Source organism: Micromonospora sp. NPDC005979 (assembly GCF_040614415.1).
Taxonomy (GTDB): domain Bacteria; phylum Actinomycetota; class Actinomycetes; order Mycobacteriales; family Micromonosporaceae; genus Micromonospora.
In genome coordinates, this window is record NZ_JBEXUR010000015.1 from 70,562 (window position 1) to 92,327 (window position 21,766).

17 protein-coding genes and 1 tRNA gene are annotated in these 21,766 nt (G+C 68.2%); 11 read left to right on the forward strand and 7 right to left on the reverse strand.

Annotated features, from left to right (window positions below):
- Window positions 1–9: 9 nt before the first annotated feature.
- The 3 genes from ABZ272_RS23685 to ABZ272_RS23695 form a co-directional block, all read right to left on the reverse strand.
- Window positions 10–1,824 (reverse strand): ABC transporter ATP-binding protein, encoded by a 1,815-nt coding sequence (locus tag ABZ272_RS23685; RefSeq protein ID WP_355052096.1) that lies wholly within the window; start codon window positions 1,822–1,824, stop codon window positions 10–12.
- Window positions 1,821–2,345: a TlpA disulfide reductase family protein gene (locus ABZ272_RS23690; RefSeq protein WP_355052097.1), complete on the reverse strand. Its 525-nt coding sequence runs from the start codon at window positions 2,343–2,345 to the stop codon at window positions 1,821–1,823. The genes ABZ272_RS23685 and ABZ272_RS23690 overlap by 4 nt, the downstream gene beginning before the upstream one ends.
- Window positions 2,346–2,411: 66 nt before the next feature.
- Entirely contained in the window at window positions 2,412–2,957 is a 546-nt protein-coding gene (locus ABZ272_RS23695; RefSeq protein WP_355052098.1) for a MauE/DoxX family redox-associated membrane protein, read from the reverse strand.
- Window positions 2,958–3,119: 162 nt separating this feature from the next.
- Here ABZ272_RS23695 and ABZ272_RS23700 point away from each other — a divergent pair, with 162 nt between their 5' ends.
- From ABZ272_RS23700 to ABZ272_RS23710, 3 genes are all read left to right on the forward strand, one after another.
- Complete coding sequence (locus tag ABZ272_RS23700; RefSeq protein ID WP_355052099.1) at window positions 3,120–3,590, forward strand: S26 family signal peptidase; 471 nt, start codon at window positions 3,120–3,122, stop codon at window positions 3,588–3,590.
- A 197-nt stretch (window positions 3,591–3,787) separates the two neighbouring features.
- Window positions 3,788–6,772, forward strand: coding sequence for a glycoside hydrolase family 3 C-terminal domain-containing protein (locus ABZ272_RS23705; protein WP_355052100.1), 2,985 nt, complete (start codon window positions 3,788–3,790; stop codon window positions 6,770–6,772).
- A 324-nt stretch (window positions 6,773–7,096) separates the two neighbouring features.
- Window positions 7,097–9,787: an RICIN domain-containing protein gene (locus ABZ272_RS23710; RefSeq protein WP_355052101.1), complete on the forward strand. Its 2,691-nt coding sequence runs from the start codon at window positions 7,097–7,099 to the stop codon at window positions 9,785–9,787.
- Window positions 9,788–9,831: 44 nt separating this feature from the next.
- On the opposite strand, the gene ABZ272_RS23715 is transcribed toward ABZ272_RS23710, so the two are convergent.
- Window positions 9,832–11,022, reverse strand: a complete 1,191-nt coding sequence (locus tag ABZ272_RS23715; protein WP_355052102.1) for a DUF1996 domain-containing protein — start codon at window positions 11,020–11,022, stop codon at window positions 9,832–9,834.
- Window positions 11,023–11,177: 155 nt separating this feature from the next.
- On the opposite strand from ABZ272_RS23715, the gene ABZ272_RS23720 reads away from it, so the two are divergent.
- From ABZ272_RS23720 to ABZ272_RS23735, 4 genes are all read left to right on the forward strand, one after another.
- Window positions 11,178–11,474 (forward strand): DUF6582 domain-containing protein, encoded by a 297-nt coding sequence (locus tag ABZ272_RS23720; protein WP_355052103.1) that lies wholly within the window; start codon window positions 11,178–11,180, stop codon window positions 11,472–11,474.
- A gap of 67 nt (window positions 11,475–11,541) precedes the next feature.
- A tRNA-Lys gene (locus ABZ272_RS23725) sits at window positions 11,542–11,617 on the forward strand.
- A 394-nt stretch (window positions 11,618–12,011) separates the two neighbouring features.
- A complete protein-coding gene (locus ABZ272_RS23730; RefSeq protein ID WP_355052104.1) occupies window positions 12,012–13,082 on the forward strand; it encodes a hypothetical protein in 1,071 nt (356 codons plus the stop codon).
- Window positions 13,083–13,154: 72 nt separating this feature from the next.
- On the forward strand, window positions 13,155–13,841 hold the full coding sequence (locus ABZ272_RS23735; RefSeq protein WP_355052105.1) for a pentapeptide repeat-containing protein: 687 nt from the start codon (window positions 13,155–13,157) through the stop codon (window positions 13,839–13,841).
- A 239-nt stretch (window positions 13,842–14,080) separates the two neighbouring features.
- Here ABZ272_RS23735 and ABZ272_RS23740 read toward each other — a convergent pair whose 3' ends face one another.
- Window positions 14,081–16,237: a DEAD/DEAH box helicase gene (locus tag ABZ272_RS23740; RefSeq protein WP_355052106.1), complete on the reverse strand. Its 2,157-nt coding sequence runs from the start codon at window positions 16,235–16,237 to the stop codon at window positions 14,081–14,083.
- Window positions 16,238–16,605: 368 nt separating this feature from the next.
- Here ABZ272_RS23740 and ABZ272_RS23745 point away from each other — a divergent pair, with 368 nt between their 5' ends.
- Entirely contained in the window at window positions 16,606–16,956 is a 351-nt protein-coding gene (locus ABZ272_RS23745; protein ID WP_355052107.1) for a nuclear transport factor 2 family protein, read from the forward strand.
- Window positions 16,957–16,978: 22 nt separating this feature from the next.
- Window positions 16,979–17,548 carry a kinase gene (locus tag ABZ272_RS23750; RefSeq protein ID WP_355052108.1) on the forward strand — a complete coding sequence of 190 codons (570 nt, stop codon included), beginning with the start codon at window positions 16,979–16,981 and terminating at the stop codon, window positions 17,546–17,548.
- 17 nt (window positions 17,549–17,565) lie between these two features.
- Here ABZ272_RS23750 and ABZ272_RS23755 read toward each other — a convergent pair whose 3' ends face one another.
- On the reverse strand, window positions 17,566–18,015 hold the full coding sequence (locus ABZ272_RS23755) for a hypothetical protein (protein ID WP_355052109.1): 450 nt from the start codon (window positions 18,013–18,015) through the stop codon (window positions 17,566–17,568).
- Window positions 18,016–18,283: 268 nt separating this feature from the next.
- Here ABZ272_RS23755 and ABZ272_RS23760 point away from each other — a divergent pair, with 268 nt between their 5' ends.
- Window positions 18,284–19,387 (forward strand): FUSC family protein, encoded by a 1,104-nt coding sequence (locus tag ABZ272_RS23760; protein WP_355052110.1) that lies wholly within the window; start codon window positions 18,284–18,286, stop codon window positions 19,385–19,387.
- On the opposite strand, the gene ABZ272_RS23765 is transcribed toward ABZ272_RS23760, so the two are convergent.
- Window positions 19,370–19,795 carry a VOC family protein gene (locus ABZ272_RS23765; protein ID WP_355052111.1) on the reverse strand — a complete coding sequence of 142 codons (426 nt, stop codon included), beginning with the start codon at window positions 19,793–19,795 and terminating at the stop codon, window positions 19,370–19,372. The genes ABZ272_RS23760 and ABZ272_RS23765 overlap by 18 nt on opposite strands.
- A 137-nt stretch (window positions 19,796–19,932) precedes the next feature.
- On the opposite strand from ABZ272_RS23765, the gene ABZ272_RS23770 reads away from it, so the two are divergent.
- Complete coding sequence (locus ABZ272_RS23770) at window positions 19,933–21,765, forward strand: glycoside hydrolase family 15 protein (protein ID WP_355052112.1); 1,833 nt, start codon at window positions 19,933–19,935, stop codon at window positions 21,763–21,765.
- Window position 21,766: the final 1 nt, after the last annotated feature.

The following is a 21,766-nucleotide window of genomic DNA, read 5'->3' on the forward strand; positions in this document are numbered from 1 at the left end:
TGTGAGCGTTCACATCGAGGTCCGCGTGGTGACCGTGTCGTGGTAGCCCGACGCCTGGAGGCGGAACAGTTCCGCGTAGCGGCCTCCCGATGCCATCAGCTCGTCGTGGCTGCCCTGTTCGAGGATCCGCCCGCCGGACAGGACCGCGATGCTGTCCGCCTCGCGGACGGTGTTGAGGCGGTGCGAGATGAGCAGGCTGGTGTGGGTGCGGCGCAGCGCCATCAGACGCCGGTTGATCTCGTGTTCGGTCGCCACGTCGAGTCCTGACGACGGTTCGTCGAGGATCAGCATGTCAGCGCCCTCCCTGAGCGCGGCTCGGGCCAGAGCCAATCTCTGCCACTGTCCCCCCGAGAGCACGACCCCCACACCGGGCACGTCGCCGTCGCTGTAGGCCCGGGTCAGCATGGTGTCGTACCCGTTCGGCAGGGCATCCAGTGTGGAGTCGAGATCTGCGGTCGAGGCCGCCGCCCGTACCCGCGCCCGGTCGTCGAGCGCGCTGAGGTCGCCGACCGCGATGTTGTCGTGGGCCGAGAACTCGTACGTCATGAAGTCCTGGAAGGTCGCCCCGAGGCGGGCGCGCAACGATGCCGGGTCGATGGTGCTGATGTCGACGCCGTCCCAGCGGATGACACCTCGAACCGGCACGTAGAAGCCGCACAGCAGCTTGACCACCGTGGACTTGCCGGCTCCGTTGTCGCCAACCAGCGCGAGGGACGAGCCGCGGGGGATCCGCATCGTGAGGCCGCGCAGGACCCAGTCGTGGTCGGGCGCGTACCGGAACCAGACGTCGTCGAATTCCACGCCCTGCCTCAGCGGCGGCACGGTGGGCAGCGCGACGGCGCGCCTGGCCTCGCCGATGACCGCGGTGATGTCGACGTAGTGGCCGAAGACGATCATGGTCTCGCCGAGCATGGCGATCTGCCGGACCAGGCTCGACGCCGATGCCTGCAACGCGGCCAGCGCCGCGATCACGACCACCAGGTCACCGACGGAACCGTGTCCGTCGGCGACCCGGGCGACGAAGACAGCAAGCGCGACCAGGGACACGATGCCGGTCAGTGCCGCGAGAGCGCTGTCGACCCACAGGGCCAGCCGGTCCTGATGGCGCTCCTGTGCCTGGGCCGCCCGGAGTTCACGCAGAAGGCGGCCCTGGAAGAACGCGCCGAGCCCGAACAGTCGGATCTCCTTCGCGGCGCGCATGTCCAGCAGGAGCGACGCGTAGAACGTCTGCCGGCGGAACATCGGGACGGTGCGTTCCAGCATCGCGCCCCGCATCCGGGCCAGCCGGATCTGGGCCACCAACGTGGGCAGTACGGCCAGCATGACCAGCGCGCTCACCAACGGGGACCAGCGCACCAGCGTCACGCCGAAGGCCGCGATGGTGATCAACGCCTGCCCGATGCCCAGGATCATGCTGTTGAGCTGGGTCGGTGCGAAGCGGCTCGCCTCGTGGGCGAGCCGGAGTCGGTCGTGGAACCGGCTGTCCTCCAGTTCGGTCAGGCGCGGGTGCGCCGACACCGCGCTGAACAGTTCCTGCTGAGTTCGTATCGTGACGCGACGTTCCGCGTCCCGCTGCGCGTACTCGGAGACGTGCAGGACGACGGGTGACACGATGGCCAGCGCGCCGAACCCGACGACGCCGAGCCAGATCGTCTGCCGCTCGCCGGCCGAGAGCCCGTCGATGACCGCTCGGGTGAACCAGGCGGTGGCGACCGCCGTGAGGCCGCCAACCACCATGATCACGACCCCCACCGCCGCGGCCCAGGGCGCCGCGCCGAAGTAGATCCCGAAGGCGCGCCGCAACAACGTCGCCGAGCGCCTCATCGGCTGCTCAACACCTCGCCCAGGTCATGACTGCGCGCGGCGAGCCGACCGTCCGCGCCGAACATCACGAACGTCGGGGTGCCCTGCACCTGGAAGGCGGCCATCACCGCGCTGGGAGTGTCGTCCATGACGAGGAGACCGGCCTTACGCAGCGTCGGGCCGAGGTCCTCGGTCGACTCCTCGGGCGCGGTGAGGAAGCTGATCACCCGTACGCCGCCGCTGGCGATCTCCTCTGCCCGGTCGGCCAGTTTCGCGGCCTGGCCGGGGCAGTGTCGGCAGCCGGCGGAGAAGAAGCCAATCAAGGTCGGGCTGCCCACGAGATCGGCACGGGAGATCTGGCCGCCGGGTGCCGTGAACTCGGGAATGGCCGCGCCGAGCGGCAGCCCCGAAGCGGGTGGTGAGTTCATGTCAATCAGTTTCATCTCCGTCTCCCGCAGCCGCCGGACAACTGCGGCGGTCAGCGCGAGATCGGCGAGGACGAGTGCCGCGAGAATGGCGACAGCGGTGGACAGAAATACCACAGGGGCTCCTTTAATCGGCGCACCGGAAGCCCGGTGGGCGTTGGTGCGCATGCGATTGTGAGAGTGTCAGCGAGTGTGTGCCACTCCATTTATGAGCCAGGCCAAGTCGTCGAGTCTGACCAGGGTCGTGGTGACGAAAGCCGCAATCGTGAATGCCACCAGGAATTGCGCTGGCGGCAGCATGCCGAGTGACACGGTGGGCAGGGTCGTGGCCCCCCAGAGGGCGCCTGCCGCGGCGGCGGCGAGGAGGCCGGTGCGAACGACGTGCCGCCACGCGACGGTCGCGCTCGTCGGGCCGAAACAGTGGCATCCGGACGTGGACCCCTGCCGGACGGCATGCGTGAGCGCGACGGCGAAAGCGCCGAAGAGCAGCACCGCTGCTGCCAGACCGATGGTCGCCGTCTCCGGCCACAGGACGAGAGCGAGGACGCCGGCCTCGGCCGTGATCGAGGCAGCGGCGACCGGGCGGGACCGGCGGGTGGAGGTGACCCGCAGTTCGCTGACGGCATGGGCGAAGGTCTCGAAGCTCGCCCGGTTGCGGACCTTGCCGACGATGGATATCGCAAGAGCCCCGGCCAGCGTCAAAATTGCCGCGACAACAGCGACACTCACGATTTCCCCCGTTTCCCGTAGCGCTCGTTGATCGAGGGGGCGCGACTCGCGCGGGCCCCACAAACCTCCGCTGGGAATCCCGAGGATATCGGCGTGTGACGATGTTGTCAACGGCTTGCTTCGGTGGCGTAAAGATGAGAGCAATACAGCGGGAGGGTGTGTATGACCGACGAATCACAATTCCTGCTCGCCGTCTCGGGCGTCCTCGTGGCGCTTCTGGCGCTCGTCGGCGCGGCCCTTGTGGCGCGGCGACGCTTCCTTGTCGTCGGCGTCGCGGGCGACAGCATGGTCCCGAGTCTCGCCCACGGTGACCGCCTGCTGGTACGTCGAACGCGCCGGTTCCGGGTCGGCGACATCGTCGTCGCACACCACCAGGAGGGCGGGCGCCGGGAGGCCGTCGCGGGGTCGGAGGCGTCCGCCTGGCTCGTCAAGCGGGTCGCCGCGCTGCCCGGCGATCGGGTTCCGCCAGCCGTCGTTGCCGCGGTCGGCGGTCGGGCGGGCCAGGTCCCGGCCGGCATGGCCGTGCTACTCGGTGATCACGCGGAGAGCGTCGACTCGCGCCGGTTCGGCTTCGTTCCGCTGCGCGACATCGAGGGCGTGATGGTCCGGCGGCTGGGGGCTACCGGCGCCTGAGGTGTGCCGACGGTGTTGCGACGACATTGGTGCGCTTCTATAGTTGCGCGATCACCACATTCATGGCCGTGGTTGCGCGGCGGGGTCGTCGAAGCGCTTCGACGATTCGTCGTTCAGGCCCGTCAGCCGGGTGTCGAGCCTGGCCACGCCGGTCTTGGCGCTGAATCGCGCCCGTCGTACGACATGAGGAGAATCGCATGCGGAAGTGGCGCCTTCGGCGCGGAATCACCGCGCTCGCGCTCGCCCTGCTCGCCCTGCCGACCGTCCCCGGCGCGGCACACGCCGACCCCACCTACCCGTTCCGTGACCCCAGCCTGCCCGTCCAGGTCCGGGTCGACGACCTGCTCGGCCGGCTCACGCTGGACGAGAAGATCTCCTGGCTGCACCAGTACCAGCCGGCCGTTCCCCGGTTGGGCATCGGCCTGTTCAAGACCGGCACCGAGGCGCTGCACGGCGTCGCCTGGTCGACCGACATCGACAACAACGGCGCGGTGGTCAAGGCGCGCGGCACATCCTTCCCGCAGCCGGTCGGCATGGCGAGCACCTGGAACCCCGACCTGATCCAGCGGGTCGGGTCGGCCGTGGGCGACGAGGCGCGCGGCTACCACGCGCAGAATCCGCGGGTCTGGGGTCTCAACCTCTGGGCGCCGGTGGTCAACCTGCTCCGTGACCCGCGCTGGGGTCGCAACGAGGAGGGCTACTCGGAGGACCCGCTGCTGACCGCGAAGATCTCCACCGCGTACGGCTCGGGGATGACCGGCGGCGACCCGGACCACCTCAAGAGCGCACCGACCCTCAAGCACTACCTGGCCTACAACAACGAGGTCCGGCGCGACGTCACCTCGTCGAACGTCCCGCCGCGGGTGCTCAACGAGTACGACCGGGCCGCTTTCAAGCCGGCGATCGCCGCCGACGCGGCGACCGGCGTGATGGCCTCCTACAACCTGGTCAACGGCCGCCCGGCGACGGTGGACCCGGACCTGGCGACGGTGGTACGGAGCTGGACCGACCAGCCGCTGATGAACGTGACGGACGCCTGGGCGCCGAACAACCTCGTCGCCTCGCAGGGCTACTACCCGACGCAGGCGCAGGGGAACGCCGCGATCATCAAGGCCGGCCTCAACAGCTTCATCACCGACGACACCAACGCCCAGCCGACCGTCACCGCCATCAAGCAGGCCCTCGGCAGCGGCCTGCTCACCGAGGCGGACATCGACGCCCGGATCGCCGAGATCCTGAACCTGCGCTTCCGCCTGGGTGAGTTCGACCCGGGCGGCGGCCGGTACGGCGGCATCACCCCGGACGTCATCAACAGCCCGGAACACCAGCGGCTGGCCCGTCAGGCCGCCGGCGAGGCGATGGTGCTGCTCAAGAACTCGCGGCAGGCGCTGCCGCTGAACCCAGCCCGGACCCGCAAGGTGGCCGTGCTCGGTCCGCTCGCCGACACCCTCTACACCGACTGGTACGGCGCCGACCTGCCGTACCAGGTGACCGCGCTGGACGGCATCCGCGAGCGGCTGGGCAGCTCCGCCAGCGTCGACGGGCTCGACGGGGCGGACCGGATCGCCCTGAAGGACCCGTCCACCGGCCGGTACGTGACGGCCACCGGCACCACCGACGCGGACCCGGTCGCCGCCATCGGCACCGACGCCTCGCTCGCGGCCCAGTTCGACAGCGTCGACTGGGGACAGAACGTGGTGACGATGCGCAACGCCGCCAACGGCCGCTACCTCGGCTACAACTGGGGGCCGTTCGTCACCCGCGACGAGCAGCCGAACGGTTGGTACGTCCAGCAGCAGTTCACGCTGGAGCCGCAGGCGGACGGGACGGTCGCGGTGCGCTACGCCGGCTACGAGACGACGGAGAGCTGGTTCGGCGTCAACACCTACGTCACCGTCGGCGACGACGGCGCGCTCAAGCTCGGCGCGTCCACCGCGGCGGACGCGACCCACTTCCAGCGTGAGCTGATCAGCAGCGGGGTCGACCGTGCCGTGGCGGCGGCCAAGGCGGCCGACACCGCCGTCCTGGTCGTCGGCAGCAACCCGTTCATCAACGGGCGCGAGGCCCACGACCGCACCTCGATGGCGTTGAGCGCCAGCCAGGAGGCGCTGGTCAAGGCCGTGACCAAGGCCAACCCGCGGACGGTGCTGGTGTTGCAGACCAGCTACCCGGTCACGATCGGGTGGGAGCAGGAGCATGTGCCGGCCATCGTCTGGACCACCCACGCGGGCGCGGAGACGGGTCACGCCGTCGCCGACGTCCTGTTCGGCGACCGCAACCCGTCCGGCAAGCTCACCCAGACCTGGTACCGCTCGGACCGGCAACTACCGCCGGATCTGCTCGAGTACGACATCATCTCGTCCGGACAGACCTACCTCTACAGCACCGCGAAGCCGCTCTACCCGTTCGGCCACGGGCTGTCGTACACCGGTTTCCGGTACGGCCAGCTCCGCGCGGACGCCCGTTCGGTCGCGGCGGACGGCACCATCACGGCCCGCGTCGACGTGACCAACACCGGGAGCCGGGCCGGCTCCGAGGTCGTCCAGCTCTACAGCCACCAACGCACCTCGCGGGTGAAGACGCCGATCCGGGCGCTCAGGTCGTTCCAGCGGGTCGACCTCGCCCCCGGGCAGACCCGCACCGTGACACTGCGGGTGCGCGCCGCCGACCTCGCGAACTGGGACGTCACCCGGAGTCGGTGGGTGGTCGAGTCGTCCGCGTACGACCTGACGGTCGGCGCGAGCGCCACCGATGTCCGGGCCCGCACGGCGGTCACGGTCCGCGGTGAGACGATCCCGGCCCGGGACCTGACCCGGACGACCCGCGCCGAGAACTTCGACGGGTACGCGGGGGTCCGGCTCGTCGACGAGACGAAGGTACGCGGTACGGCCGTGGGTGCCACCGCCGCCGGTCAGTGGATCTCCTTCGGGAAGTCCGCCCTGCGTCCGGGCGGCCACACCTTCACGGCGCGGGTCGCCAAGGCCACGGCGGGCACCGGCACGATCCAGGTTCGGCTGGGCTCGCCCACCGGCCGACTGCTCGGTACGGCGACCGTGCCGAGCACCGGCGACGACTACCGGTACGTCAGCGTGAGTGCCGAGGTTGCCCGGGTTGCCGGGACCCACGACGTCTACCTGGTGTTCGACTCTCCACTGCGGCTGGCGGACTTCTCGCTGCGTTGATCCGGAGGGCTCGGGCCGGGGTGCTGGTGCGCCCCGGCCCGACCCGGTTGCGGATTCATCAGATGACCGGTGATCAAGCCTCGGGCTGCCCGTCTGCTTTGCACTTTTGATCGGCATTTAGACATAGATGAGACCCAATCTCGTATTGCATTCGTCACACGTCTGACATACGCTCCGCCCAAGACTTCGTAGCGATTGGCAAAAGAGTGCGGTCGGGCCGCACCACGCGCCCCCCGCCGATCCTTGGTGGCGTCGCTGTTCCCTGCTCGTCGCTCGATGCACGTCCCAGGCACCACGTCGACGACAAGTGAGAAAGGACAGCACGTGAGACCAGCCGTATCCACCACCCGCACGGCACTGCTCGCGGCGGCGCTCGTCGCCGCCACGCTGCCGGCCGTGGTGATCAGTCAATCGCCCGCCTCGGCCGCGGTCCAGGAGACGTACTACGTCGCCCCCGACGGTAACGACTCCAACGCCGGCACGCAGGCGTCACCGTTCAAGACGGTGCAACGCGCGCGGGACGTCGTCCGTACTGTTAACGCGAACATGTCCGGCGACATCAACGTGTACCTGCGCGGCGGCAGATACCCGGTCACCAGCACCGTCGAGTTCGGTGCCAGCGACTCCGGCACCAACGGGTACCGGATCAGCTACGCCGCCTATCCCGGTGAGACCCCCATCCTCGACGGCGGCGTCCCGGTCACCGGATGGACCCAGCACAGCGGCAACATCTGGAAGGCGCCGCTGGATCGCAGCACCAAGCTGCGCACGCTGTACGTCAATGACAAGCGGGCGCAGATGGCGACCAAGACCGTCAGCTCGGCGGGGTGCTACGGGACGTACAACGTCACCGCCGGGCAGGCGTCCTGGGCGTGGGAGTCGGGCTCCCAGTGCGACGGCGCGAAGTACAGCCAGAACGACTTCCCCGCCATCCCCCGCAACCAGGACGACATCGAGATCGAGACGGGCACGACCTGGACCACGGCCATCGTCGGGGTCCGTCAGGTGACCACCGACGGTTCGAACCGGGTCGCCCTGTTCCAGCAGCCGGGCGCGGCCATCGCGCAGGGCGCGTTCAACGGCAACGCCCAGATCAACGGCAGCCACAAACTCATGAACGCGTACGAGTTCCTGGACGCCCCCGGTGAATTCTTCTTCGACAAGGGCACCAAGACGGTCTACTACTACAAGGCCAGCTCCGAGGACATGACGAACGCGTCGGTGTACGCGCCGAACAACGTCACCACCGTGCTGCGGGTCGCCGGCACCTCGACTACCAGCCACGCCCGCAACATCACGTTCTCCGGCCTGACCGTGCAGCACTCCGACTGGAACCTGTTCAACGTCGCCGGCTCGTCCTTCAAGCAGGCGCAGCAGGGCAACCTCGGCGCGCAGGCGTACGCCAAGGGCAACTTCCACGTCTACTACTACCGCAACGTGGACGTCACGCCCGGCATCGTCCAGGTGCAGAACGCCGACGGGATCCTCCTGCAACGCAACCGGGTCCAGCACACCGGCGCCGACGGCATCAGCATGGTCAACGACGTGCAGAACTCGCAGTTGATCGGGAACTACACGAACGACATCGCCGGCTCCGCCATCGACGTCGGCCATCCCCAGCACGTCTACATCGGAGACGGCACGTCGAGCAACCGGGAGAAGTACCTCCCGCAGGTCGAGGGGCTGCCGAAGAACATCGAGATCAAGAACAACTACCTGTACGACAGCGCGGTGCTGTTCAACGGGCACAGCCCCATCTCGGCGTACTTCGTCGACACCCTGACGATCCAGCGCAACCGGATCGAGAAGGCCCCCTGGTCGGGCATCACGATGGGCTGGGGCTGGTGGAACTTCGACGGGTCATCGGGCTCGATCGCGCCCAACCGGCCGACCACGACGGCGCGGAACAACACCATCAGCTACAACCACATCATCGACACGGTCCAGCGCCTCAGCGACACGGCGCCCATCTACACGCTGGGCAGCCAGCCCGGGACCACGATCACCAACAACTACCTCCAGGGCGTGCCCTCGGGCCACAAGTACGGACTCCACCCCGACGAGGGCTCGGCGTACATCACCTTCCGGGACAACGTCCTGAGCATCGACAAGAACGTCACCTGGATGATCAATTCCGACGACTTCGGTCGGAAGCACGACCTGAGCATCACGCAGATCTACGGCCCGATCAACAAGGTGTCGAACAAGAACCTGCCGAACAGCACGGTCGCCGACATCCTCGTCTCCTCCGACTACGTCTGGCCGGCGGCGGCGTACGGCATCGCGGCCAACTCCGGTCTTGAGGACGCCTACCGGGACATCATCCCGGCCAGCAGGTTCTCCGTTTCCAACTACGTGCTGCCGGCCAGCACGTACGTCACCAGCGCCACGGCGACGATCCCGATCCGGAGCACCGGCGACGCGAGCAAGTCGGTCTGGCTGGCCCCGTTGGGCACGACCACCTTCACGGCCGGGGCGACGATGACGCGGGCGGCCGGTAACGCCACGTCCATCGCCGTGCCGTCGACCCAGGGCGAGTACCGCCTCTACGTCGTCGACGCCCAGGGCAACCGCTCGGCCGAGTCGACCTCCCTCGTCCGGCAGCAGAGTGGCGGCGGCACCCAGCAGGGCGGCCAGCTCGTGGGCGGCCAGTCCGGCCGCTGCGTCGAGGTCCCCAACTCCTCGACCACCAACGGCACCCAGGTGCAGCTCTGGGACTGCGGCAGCGGCACCAACCAGCGGTGGACCTCCACGTCCAGCAAGCAGCTGATGGTGTACGGCAACAAGTGCCTGGACGCCTCGGGGGCGGGCACGGCCAACGGCACCCAGGTCATCATCTGGGACTGCCACGGCGGCGCCAACCAGCAGTGGAACATCAACAGCAACGGCACCATCACGAACGGCCAGTCCGGGCTCTGCCTCGACGCCAACGGCGCGGCCAGCGCCAACGGCACGAAGCTCATCCTGTGGTCGTGCAACGGCGGCGCCAACCAGCAGTGGACGCTGCGTAGCTAGGCGGTCGTCAGCCGGGGCCGGGCCGTTCTTCGGTCCGGCCCCGGCTACTTCTGGTAGCCGTAGTTGTCGCAGGTCCGGCGTCCCAGGACGCAGTTCTTGGTGCGCTTGTTCATCGTGTCGACGTCCCACATCACGAACGCGTCGCCGTGCATCGACGAGGCGCTCTTGCCCGCCTTGTCGGACGAGAGGTAGTAGCCCGCCGGGGTGCCCTTGGCCGGGTACTGGATGTCGAAGGTGATCGCCGGGATCCGAACCGGGTGGCCGGGCGGGCAGGTGCCGCCGCTGCCGTACGCCACATGGTCCTTGTGGTTGGGGCTGTCCAGGTGCTTGCCGTCCCAGCAGTCCGGGAACTGCAGCATGAAGTGCAGCGTCGCGGTCCCGCCGCAGATCGGCCAGTTGCCGTTGGTGCTGCGGGCGACGCCGTCGAGGTCGCCGGGACCGTAAAAGGCGCAGTAGAACTGGCCGGTCGCCCCGCGCGGTGTCGGCTGCTTCTTCTTGGCGTCCCCGGAGATCATGCGCAGGCCGTTGGGCATGGGCATCTGGCCGGTCGAGTTCTTCGCGAGCGAGCGGTAGTAGACCCGGAAGCCGGTGGTCTCGACCGGCTTACCGGTCGCGTTGTCGTAGAGCGTGGGCACCCAGTACGCGGAGTGATCCTGGATCGGCTTGCAGGACGTGGCGGTGAACTTCGTCAGGTCTCCGGCGACGGTGCTCGCGTCGACGGCCTTGTTGCCGACGAAGGAGTGCATGTGGGAGGCGCCCGGGAGGCCGGGAGCGACGATCGGATCGTCCGGCAGTCGGTGGCTGTACTGGCAGTCCGCCCGGAACTCCGGAAGGTCGCCGACACCGGCCGGGGCGGGGTCGATCTTCAGCGCCTGGTACGCGTCGGCCTGCGCCTTCCAGACCGCCCGGTCGATCGGAACCCAGCCGGTGGTGGGGGCCTTCGGTGCGGCAGCGGTCGACGGCGTCGCAGCGGTCGACGGGGTCGCGGAGACCGAAGGTGTCGTGGGGGCCGACACCGCTGATCCGGGCGACTCCGCCTGCCCGGCCGACGGCGACGGATACTCGAGGGCGTTGGCCGCGTTCGACGGCTCGGGCTGCGCGGCGCCGTTGCCCAGGTACACGGCCCCGGCCGCGACGACGAGCACGACGACCGCGCCCGCGACCACGCTGAGTTTCCGGTGGGCGAGCCACCCCGGAGAGCGATGACGTGACGGCGGCGGACCTTCGTACGACACGGGTCACTCCCAACGAACACACGACAGGCTGACCCAAACGGTCACGGGCCGCCGTATGGTAGGCACTCGCCGCGCGTGTCGGACATGGTCTTTAAACACTCTTAATCAAGCCGGTCCGGGCGTACGTCTGGATGAAAAATGGGTAATGGTGCGGGATGAAGTCGACCTGGAAGCCCCACGAGAAGCACGGCGGCCTGACCGACAAGGACAAGCGCGAGCTGCCGGAGACCGTCTTCGCCTTCCCCGGCAAGCGCAAGGAGCCGATGACCGACGCGAGCCACGTCCGCAACGCCATCGCCCGCTTCGACCAGGTGCAGAGCGTCACCGACGCGGACCGCGACCTGGCCTTTCAGAACATCCTCGCCGCCGCCAAGCACTACGGCGTGGACGTCGCCGAGACGAACTGGAAGCAACTCGGCAAGTTGCCGCACACGCCGAACCCCGCGCACTGAGCCCGGCCCGGGGATGGGTTCCGAGGGTGGTTCGCGGGCGTGTTAGCGTGCTCGTCGTTGTCAGCGAGCGCCGCTAGCTCAACTGGCAGAGCAGCGGACTCTTAATCCGCGGGTTCGGGGTTCGAGTCCCTGGCGGCGCACCAACGATCAAGGCCCTGACCTGGTGGTTCACACCGGGTTGGGGCCTTCTTCACGTACGGCGATGGTGGGCGGTCGCTCGCTAGGTGCCCGCAGGATCCCAAGGCGGGCAGTCGATGGCTCAGCGATTCACCGATACGGGAGCTCTCGCCCACCCGGTCCACCGACCGAGTACCGGACGAGGTAGGGCTGGATTCTCGCGGTAGCGCTCGTGCGGTGGGGCGGCCCCGAAGCCTGCGCTCGATCCCGTCAGAACACCGTGAGGGCTCATCGTGGGTCTTCCGGATGCTTCTCCGCGCGTCGACTCTGGATGGGCTGTCGACTCGGCCGTCATTGACTTGATGTGACGGCGCGGATGCGCTGTGCTGACAGGTGGTCGTCGTCCGGTCGGAGGTGCTCGTGGCCGCGCAGGTGGATCCCGAGTGGTGGCGTTCGGGGCTTTGGAACGGTCGACCGATCACTGAGTTTCTGCGGCGGCGTGACATCACTGCGGTCTTCCACTTCCTCCACGCCAGGGGCGTGTCATACGGCCGGATTGCAACTCTTGTTGGCGTCTCGCCCAACCGCGCTGCTGAAATCGCCAAAGGCCTCCGCCAGGTCACGGCCTACGAGGTTCTGGAACGGATCGCAGCCGGTCTGAACATTCCGCGTCCGGCTATGGGACTCGGGCGCGACGAGGACATCGTTGTGCCTCGCGACCCCGACCGCCTGGCTGTGGATGGTGAAGCGGACCGATCGCCGGCCGGTGTCGCCGCGCGCGTCGAGGTCAGCAATCTGGTCAGACTCCGACTGGGACTGGACGAGGCTCTTGCAGCGGGGAGTGTCGCTCCCCGGCAGCTTGAGCTGATTGAACAAGCTGCGGGCGAGCACATGACGGTCTACCCCTCGGCTTCGCCGCAGATCATGCTGTCGCTGCTGGCCGCCGACTGCCGAGAGGTTCAGGCGCTGTCGCTTCGGCGGCAGCCGGCGGCGGTCCAATTCCGGCTGTCCGGGGTAGCGGCGTTACTGGCGACGATGTGCGCTGACGCCTTGATGAGGCTCGGAGATGTCGCCGAGGCTCGACGGTGGTACGGCACGGGGATCCATGCGGCAGACGACAGCGGGGATGCTCGTTTCAGGGTGCTTGTGCGGGCCCAGGCGGCGATGCTGCCGTATTACTTCGGGGATCCAGCTCAAACCGTCGTTCTAGCTGACGCGGCTCTGGCGGTCACGCCGAAGGCATCGTCGTCGGGTGCCCTGGCAGCGGCGGGCCGGGCGCGTGCTCTGGCCCGGATGGGCTCCACCGAACAGGCGCGGTCGGCCGTTGATCAGGCACTTCGGCTGTTCGACCAGGCTGGCGACGAGGATACCAACGTGGCGTTCAGGTTCCCGGCGAAGCGGCTGCTGTTCTACCTCTCCGGGACATACACCTGGCTCGGTGACACGGTGAAGGCATACCGCGGCTGGGACAACTGGAACAAGAAGAAGTAGCCCGCCGACCGGCGGCTCGAGTCGACGCGCGGGGTGGCGTGGCCACCCCGCGCCCGAACAGGTTGGAAGGACATGCGTACGACCACCGTGGGCGACGTGGCGATCCTCCTGCCCGACCTTGACCCGGAGGACCTCGACCATGTCAACGACCTACCCGACGACGACCTTCACGACGGCCTCGTGCAGGACGCTTCCTGGCGAGGTCGACAGATCGCCGACTGGAGTATCCGAGGCTGTCGGATCACCGGGGCGGATCTCGGTGAGATCACCTGGGAGGGCGGTGCCCTCTACGGCTGTGAGATCGTCCAGACGGACCTGTCCGGAGCGGCCCTCACCGGTGTCAGCATCGAGCGGTGCTCGGTCACCGGCTCACGCTTCACCGGAGCCCGGCTTATTGACGTTCGCCTGAAAGACGTTCTGTTCGACAACTGCCGGTTCGACTACGCCACCCTGAACCGCGTCAGCGCGGCCGGTTCGGTGGCCTTCACCGACTGCACCCTCGTCCACGGCACCTGGTCATCCTGCCGGCTCTCCGGAGTTGTCTTGCGGTCGTGCGACCTCAGCGATCTGGAGCTGGAATCGTGCCGTTTTGACGGCGCTGACCTTCGGGGTAGTCGACTGCACGCCTTCACGGCACCACTGGACAACCTGCGGGGTGTCACCCTCACCGGGGAGCAGTTGCCCGAGCTGACCCGGATGGTGGTTCACGCTCTGAGTGTCGACGTCCGCACAGACGCAGCGCGGGGGCATGACCGTTGACGCCGGGACGGGCTGCCATTCGTTGCGATAGAAGTTATGAGACCGAGCGACTGGCCTGGTCGCCGGAGACAGGATTCACGGCTCCACCGGCCAACTACCACCTACCACCGCCTACCGTCGACCGCCGGACGTCGACCACGGAACAGAGTTCCTCGCGCCACCCCAACACCATCACCTCGGATCGCTCGCTGGCCTGGCTTCAGAACTTAGGAGGTATCGGATCCGGCAACGCCGCGCCGTCAGGACGCCCGCCGTTCGTCGAGGCCAAGCCGCTGACGCTCGACCATGATGATCCGCCGGTCGAGCGGGATCGCCTCATCGGCGAGGAGTTCGTGGTCGACGTAGCTGCCGTCAGTCGCCGACGGGTCAGCCATCTTCGCAACGCTGTCGTGGGTGTACGCGCGGATCAGGGCGCTCTTGCGTCCGAGCATCTCCACCAACCGCTGATCCACGGTGTTTCTGGCCAGTAGGCGGTGAACCCGTACACCGCGGGTCTGACCCATCCGGTAGCACCGCCGGATGGCCTGCTCCTCGTGTGCCGGGGTGAGCTGCGGCTCGACGAGCACGACCACCGACGCCGCTGGCAGATTGATACCCACCCCGCCGACGCCGATCTGGCTGACCAGGACCGCGTGACCGTCCGTACCGCTGAAGTCGTCCACGACCTGCTGCCGAGCGGCGACGGGGACGGTCCCGGTAAGCAGGAACGTCGGCGTGCCTTCTTGCAGGCTCACGCGTACGCGGTTCAGGACCTCCAGGAAGTAGGAGAAGACCACGACCTTCCATCCGTTGTCCGCGGCCTCCTGGACGACCTCGCGCAGGCGCTCCACCTTCGCAGGCATTCGTGATCCGTCGGCGACCACGGCGGCACGACGCATGTCGGTGAACCGCCGTGCCGCGACCGCCCGCTGGTAGGTGCGCGTCTCTGCCTGACCCATCTCGACCCAGTCTGCGACCTCGATCAGATCGGGAAGTTCGTCGAGGACGTCTTTCTGGTTGCGGCGGAGATACACGTTGGCGACCTTGCGGCGGAAGCTGGCGGCACCGGCCAATCCGTCCGTGACGTTGATCGTGGCCGCCACTGCGGGGTTCAGGTAGCGGATCAAGTTTCGGAACTCCTCGACCCGGTTCAGCATTGGTGTGCCGGTCAGGAACAGGGCTCGGGGCGCGTGGGCGAGATGCACGGCGACGGCCTGGGACCGCTGGGCCGCAGGATTCTTGATCAGTTGCGCCTCGTCCACGATGACGACTCCGGGGCGGAGATCTTGGGGTAACGACAGCCGGCTCAACGTTTCGAAGGTGGTGACCGCCATTCCGCCGTCGGCGTGCCATCGGCGAATCGCTTCGTCGCGTTGCGGGCCGTGTAGCCGGTGGGCGGGCAGTGTGCTGTGGGAGGCGATTTCGTTGAGCCAGTTCACGATGACACTGGCCGGGCAGACGACGAGGAAGTGCCGCCCTCCGGCGGCAGCGAGGTGGGCGCAGACCGCGATGGCTTCGATCGTTTTGCCCAACCCCATCTCGTCACCGAGGATGCAACGCCGTTGCAGGAGCGCGTACCGGACTCCGAAAGCCTGATAGCCGCGCAACGTGACGCGTAACCTCCTCAGGTCCAGCCCGATCTGCCCGGCCTGGTTCTGAAGAGCCTGCGGCAGGTGTCCATGGGCAGCGGCACCGTCTGTCGTGCTACCGCTGACCCGCTCAAGCAGCGTGTTGTAGACCGCGGCGTGGCGTGCGAAGTCGGCCCACAGGGCATCCCGGCCGACAGTTGGCGCCTGGGTGCTCAGTTGGCCCCATCGGGCAAGAAGCCTCGCCGCTGCCTCTGCCTGGCGACTACTCAGCAGTCGCTCCACCTCCGCTACCGCTGACCACGCCGCCGCCTTGGTGGCTGCCCGAGCGAACAGCAGCCCGCCCCTGTGTGTGGCGCGCTTCGCCCTACGCAAAGCGTCGTCCAGATCGTCAGCGAGGGAACCCAGGCGGGCGCTGCCATCGGCGTGCAACTCGGTGACAATGCGAAGCACCCACAGAGCCCGCAACAGCGGCTCCAAGGCCGGGTTCTTGCGGTCGGCATCCACGCGCACTGCGGCGCTCTGCTCGAAAATGCGCCGGAGCGTCTGCGCCGCATCGGCTATGGCCGCAGCGCTGTGGCTTCCTACTCCGGGCAGTCGTAGGAGATCACCGTGCGGTGCTAGCAACACGTCCAGGACGGTGCGATAACCTCGCCGCTCCAGGCTTGGCGCGAGTCGCAGACCCGGCCGTACGGATCGGAGTTCCTGGACCGGCGTGCCCCGCAATCCCTCGATCACGGCATCATGCTGTCGTTGGCGGTACTGCTCTGCCGCCTCAAGCTCGGCGGCTGTTCGAGCCGATCCGAAGGCAGTGAGCTGCTCGTGCAGCAAGTGTCCACGACGCCACACGTCGAGTGCGGTTTGTCGATCGAAGGATGTCTCTGTCGCGTCTCGGGGCTCTGGTCGCGCCGCCTCCCGTTGGCCCAAGCGTCCGCTCCCTCCCGCAGCATCCACCCTCCGTCACGCCAGCAGGCGAAGACAACGACGGCGCGGTGTCAGAACGGTGATAGACAAGCATCATCTCGGTCCCCGAGGTCGCCCGGCCAGCCTGTCAGGCACGACGACTGCGCCGGCATGGAGTTGGCCCGCGTCTTGGACGACTGCCCCTGCCCTGAGGTCCTCCCGGGCCGGCATTCGCGCCCTTCTGCCGACAGCGAAGAGGACGGGGTGAGGTCCGGTCCACCGGCCATGCTGGTTCCATGGACTCGCCAGCACAGGCCCTTCTCACCAACCTCTACGCGGCCTTCAACGCGCGTGACATCCCCACCCTGCTAACGGCTCTGAAGCCGGACGTCTCCTGGCCCAACGGATGGGAGGGAGGCGTGGTCCACGGCCGGGAGATGGTGGGTGCCTACTGGCGGCGACAGTGGGAGCAGATCGAACCCACTGTCACGCCGACCGCGTTCAGTACGGAGGCCGACGGCCGTATTGCCGTCACCGTTCATCAGGTGGTACACGACAAGGCCGGAGCGAAGATCGCCAACCACACCGTCACGCATGTGTACCGCTTCGACCGGGGGTTGGTGGCCGAGATGGAGATCCGGGAGTGACGTGAGGAGCCGAGGAGGCATCGTGGTCGCTGAGCCCACCGGCAGTCCGGACACGATCCTCGTCTGCATCCGGGGCAACTCCGGCTCGGGCAAGAGCAGCATCGGTCGTGAGCTACGCCGGCGGCACGGTCGGGGCTGTGCCCTCGTCGAGCAGGACTACCTGCGCCGCATCCTGCTGCGCGAGCGGGACAAGCCCGGCGGGGCAGCGCCGGCGTTGATCGGGCAGACCGTGCGGTTCGCGCTGGACCACGGCTACCACGTGGTCCTGGAAGGGATCATGCACACCAGCCGCTACCGAGGCATGCTGACCGCGCTGCGGGACGACCACCGTGGCCGGTCGTTGTTCTGCTACCTAGACGTGTCGCTGGCCGAGACCCTGCGCCGGCACCTCGCCCGCCCGCAGGCCAGTGAGTTCACCGCCGAGCACATGAGCGGCTGGTACGCCGCACACGACGTCCTGGGCTGGCCTGACGAACTCGTCCTGCCCGAGACGACCGGACTCGACGAGGCCGTCGACGCCATCGCCGCTGCGTCCGGGCTGTCCCAGACCGGACGCGACGACGACGTGCTACCCGGCCCGCCGTACTCGTGAAGGTGCCCCCAACGCTCCTAGGCCTTGGCGAACCTCGTCGTGAGTCGCTCGGTTGCCGTGACCTCGTACTTCAGGTGGTAGCCGGCGGCGATCACCATCGCCTCGGCGACCTTCGCCGCGTGTTCGTGGCCCTTGACGGCGGCGTTGGCGGCCAGGTCGACCGGCTGCCCGGTGGCGAGGCTGCCGGCCAGGGCGAGCAGCCGTTGGTCGTCGGCGGACAGGTGCTCGACCGCCGGTAGCGCGAGCAGCGCGGGCCAGTCGCGGATCACCGCCACCTGGATGTCGTGGCCGTCGTCGTACTCGGGGATCTGCACGACCTCGACCAGTTCGGCGAAGCCGGGTTGGTCCGGCAGCTTGGTGAAGGTCAGCAGGTGTACGGCGGCCTTCTCGGTGTCGGAACGGCCGACCCAGGCGCCGGCGCGGATCAGCGTACGCAGGCTGTCGGGGCTGAACTCGGAGGTGGACATGGCAGTGCCTCCTTCGACGAGGGCCGGGGGAAATCCTCGCTGTCGAGTACAGCAGACGTCGACAACTATTGATTCCGAGCGGGCGATGGCCTAGCCGGATAGGTTCCCGCTGGCCGGGTATGCGGCGCGGATGTGTGCCCACCAGGAGTCGGCGGCTGCCGGCGAGCCGGCGGACCATCGCGACTCCCGGATCGACCGTGTACGGGCGCGGGCACGCGAGGGCCTGCGCTCGCGTGCCTGGCGGCTGCGTCTGTTCGGTCTGCTCGCGGTGCAGGCCGGCATCGCGGCGGCGATCGCGTGGTTCGTGGGGTACCAATTCCTGGACAACCCTTCCCCGGTCCTGGCGCCGACGACCGCGGTCGGCATCGTGGCCGCCTCGATGGGGTCGCGTCTGCGGCGCACCATCGAGCTGCTGGTCGGTGTGACCCTGGGGCTGGCCATCGGTGACACGCTGATGCCGTTCTTCGGCATCGGACCCTGGCAGACCGGCGTGGTCGTCGTGTTGGCGGTCGTGGTCGCCATCCTGTTCAAGGGTGGTGGTTCGCTGCTCACCCAGGCCGGCGGCACCGCGGTGCTCATCGCCACGCTGGAGCCACCGGTACGCGAACTGTCCGTTCCGCGCTTCGTCGACGCGGCGGTCGGCGGGCTGGTCGGGCTGGCGGTCGGTTTGCTGCTGGTGCCCATCCACCCGCAGCGGACGCTGCTGCGGCTGGCCGAGCCCGTCGTCGTGCCGGCGGCCGACGCCATCCACGAACTGGCCGCAGCGCTGCGGGTGCGTAATCTCGCGGACGCCGAGCGGAGCCTGCGCAGCTTGCGGGAGCTCGGCCCTCGTGTGGTCGGCCTCAACGAGGGGCTCAGTGCTGCGCAGGAGGTGGCGCGGCTGGCGCCCCTGCGCTGGCGGGAGCGCGACTCCCTGGCCTTTCACACCACGTCGATCCGGCACCTGGAACGAAGCCTGCACAGTTGCCGTTCGTTGTGTCGGCGACTGACGACCGCGCTGAAGGACGACGAACCCATTCCCGAGGTGTTTCCGCAAGGCATCGACCTGCTGGCCTGCGCACTGCTTACCTTGCGCCGGGTGATCCAATTCGACGGGGAGCCCTCGGAGGCCCGCGACCAGATTCTGGCGGGCGTCGAGCTGGTCGGACGCGCGCAGGGCGTCGTACGGGATCCGACCCGCCCGCACACCCATCGTCTGGGCTATTCCGGGATGATCGCGGTGGGGGAGTTCCGGACGGCCGCCCACGATCTGCTCATCTCCAGCGGGTTGGAGGCCGAGGAGGCGGCTGCGCTGGTGCGACAGGCGGTGGATCAGGGCTACCAGGATGGAGCGGCGGAAACGGGGACGCCGAGCTCAGGCCGCCCGGAGTGAGGCGAGGATGTCGAGGTAGTGCGGGTTGGTCATGACGCCCAGCACGTTGCCGAAGGGGTCCACCACCGACGCCGTCACGAAACCAGTGTCTCCGCGAGGCGTGATCGGCTGGTACTCGGTGGCGCCCAGGGCCAGGAGCCGTTCCACGGTGGCGGGGAGGTCGTCGACGTGCCAGTGCATGACCGCCCCGCCGGGCCCGCTCGCCGTGCCCGGGGGCGCGTACCGGCGGTCGATGATGCCCAACTCCGCCTGGTAGTCGCCGAGGCGGAACTCGGTGTAGGCGGGACGCCCGTCCGGGCCGGGCCGCGAGAAGTAGGCCTCCTGGTCCAGGAATCGGGCGTACCAGTCGGTGGCCGCCGCCACGTCGTCGGCCCAGATGTTGAGGGTGGCGAATCCGCGCAGGCTCATCCGGTGTCCTCTCGTCGATGTCGTCGAACGGTCACGCTATCGGCGGCCACCGACACCTTCGCCCGGACGTCGGGTGGGCGTTCGTGTAGCGGGCGGTTTCCCGGGTAGTCGCCGTCAGCCTGACGAGAGGGGTCAGTGTGCAGACGCGATATCCGGGGATCGAGGAACACGGCCTGATCGGCGATATGCAGACCGCCGCGCTGATCAGTAGGGACGGAACGATCGACTGGTTCTGCGCGCCGCGCTTCGACTCGCCGAGTGTCTTCGCCGCCCTGCTCGACCGCGACAAGGGCGGACACTTCCAACTCTCGCCCGACGAGATCGAGTATTCGAGCAAACAGCTCTACCTACCCGGCACGCCGATCCTGATCACCCGCTTCCACAGTGCCGACGGCGTGGGCGAGCTGTTGGACTTCATGCCTGTGACGGGCGAACAGGCCACCGACCGGCACCGGCTGATCCGGCTGGTCCGGATGGTTCGGGGAAGCATGCGCTTCCGCTTCGACTGCCGGCCCCGGTTCAATTACGGGCGAGACCCGTACGAGTTGGAGGTCCATCCGGAGGGCGACGTCTTTCGCAGCTCGACCCTCTCGCTCACCCTGACCCCGTTCAAGGACGCGAGACGGCTTTTCGGCGACGCGGCGATCCACCGGGACGCGGAGGGAGTCTGCGTCCGTTACGAGTTGCACGAGGGCGACATCGGTGGGGTCGTGCTGGAGACGGCCTGTCCCCACCCACCCCGGGCGCTCACCACGACAGAGGCCTGCGATCTGCTCGCCGAAACCCGGGACCACTGGCGGCGGTGGGCCCTACGAACCTCCTACACCGGTCGCTGGCGGGAGATGGTCGAAAGATCGGCCATGACCCTCAAGCTCATGACGTACGCCCCGACGGGCGCCCTGGTCGCCGCGCCGACGATGGGGTTGCCGGAGCAGATCGGCGGGCCGCGGAACTGGGACTACCGCTACACCTGGATCCGCGATGCCTCGTTCTCGGTGCACGCGCTGCTCAGCGTCGGTTTCACCGATGAGGCCCAGAAGTATCTGTCGTGGCTCGAAGCACGCATCCAGGAGGCCCACGACGGCGGCCTGCCGCTGCAGATCATGTACCGCATCGACGGCTCGCCGGACCTCCCCGAGGAGGTGTTGCCCCACCTGGAGGGGTATCGCCGCTCGGCGCCGGTGCGGATCGGCAACGGCGCGGCGGGCCAGCTACAACTGGACATCTACGGCGAGGCACTCAACTCGCTGCACCTCGCCGACCAGAGCGGACTGATGACGTCGTACGAGGGGTGGCGCAAGACGGCCGGCCTGATGAACTGGCTCTGCGACAACTGGGACCAGCCCGAGGACGGCATCTGGGAGACCCGGTCCGGCCGGCAGGACTTCACCTACGGACGGATGATGTGTTGGCTCGCGTTCGACCGTGCCATCCGCATCGCGCACAACCGGGGCCGTCCCGCGAGCATCACCCGGTGGGCGGACCAACGCAACGCCGTCTACGAGCAGGTCGTCGCTCGGGGATTCCATCCGGGACGGCAGGCCTTCGTGCAGCACTACGGGAGCGACATCACCGACGCCTCGCTGCTCGCGATGCCCGGGGTCGGCTTCATCGCGCCGAACGATCCGATGTGGCTGTCGACGTTGCGGGCGATCGACAACGAGTTGGTCTCGGACAGTCTCGTCTACCGCTACGACCCGAAAGCCTCGCCCGACGGGCTCGTCGGCTCCGAGGGCACCTTCAGCATGTGCACCTTCTGGTACGTCCAGGCCCTCGCCCAGTCCGGACGGCTCGACGACGCCCGGTTGACGTTCGAGAAGATGCTGACCTACAGCACGCCGTTGGGGCTCTACTCGGAGGAGATCGCCCCCACCGGCGAGCAGATCGGCAACTTCCCGCAGGCGTTCAGTCACCTCTCGCTGATCAGCACCGCCCATCACCTCGACGCGCTGCTCGACCGACAGCCGTGAC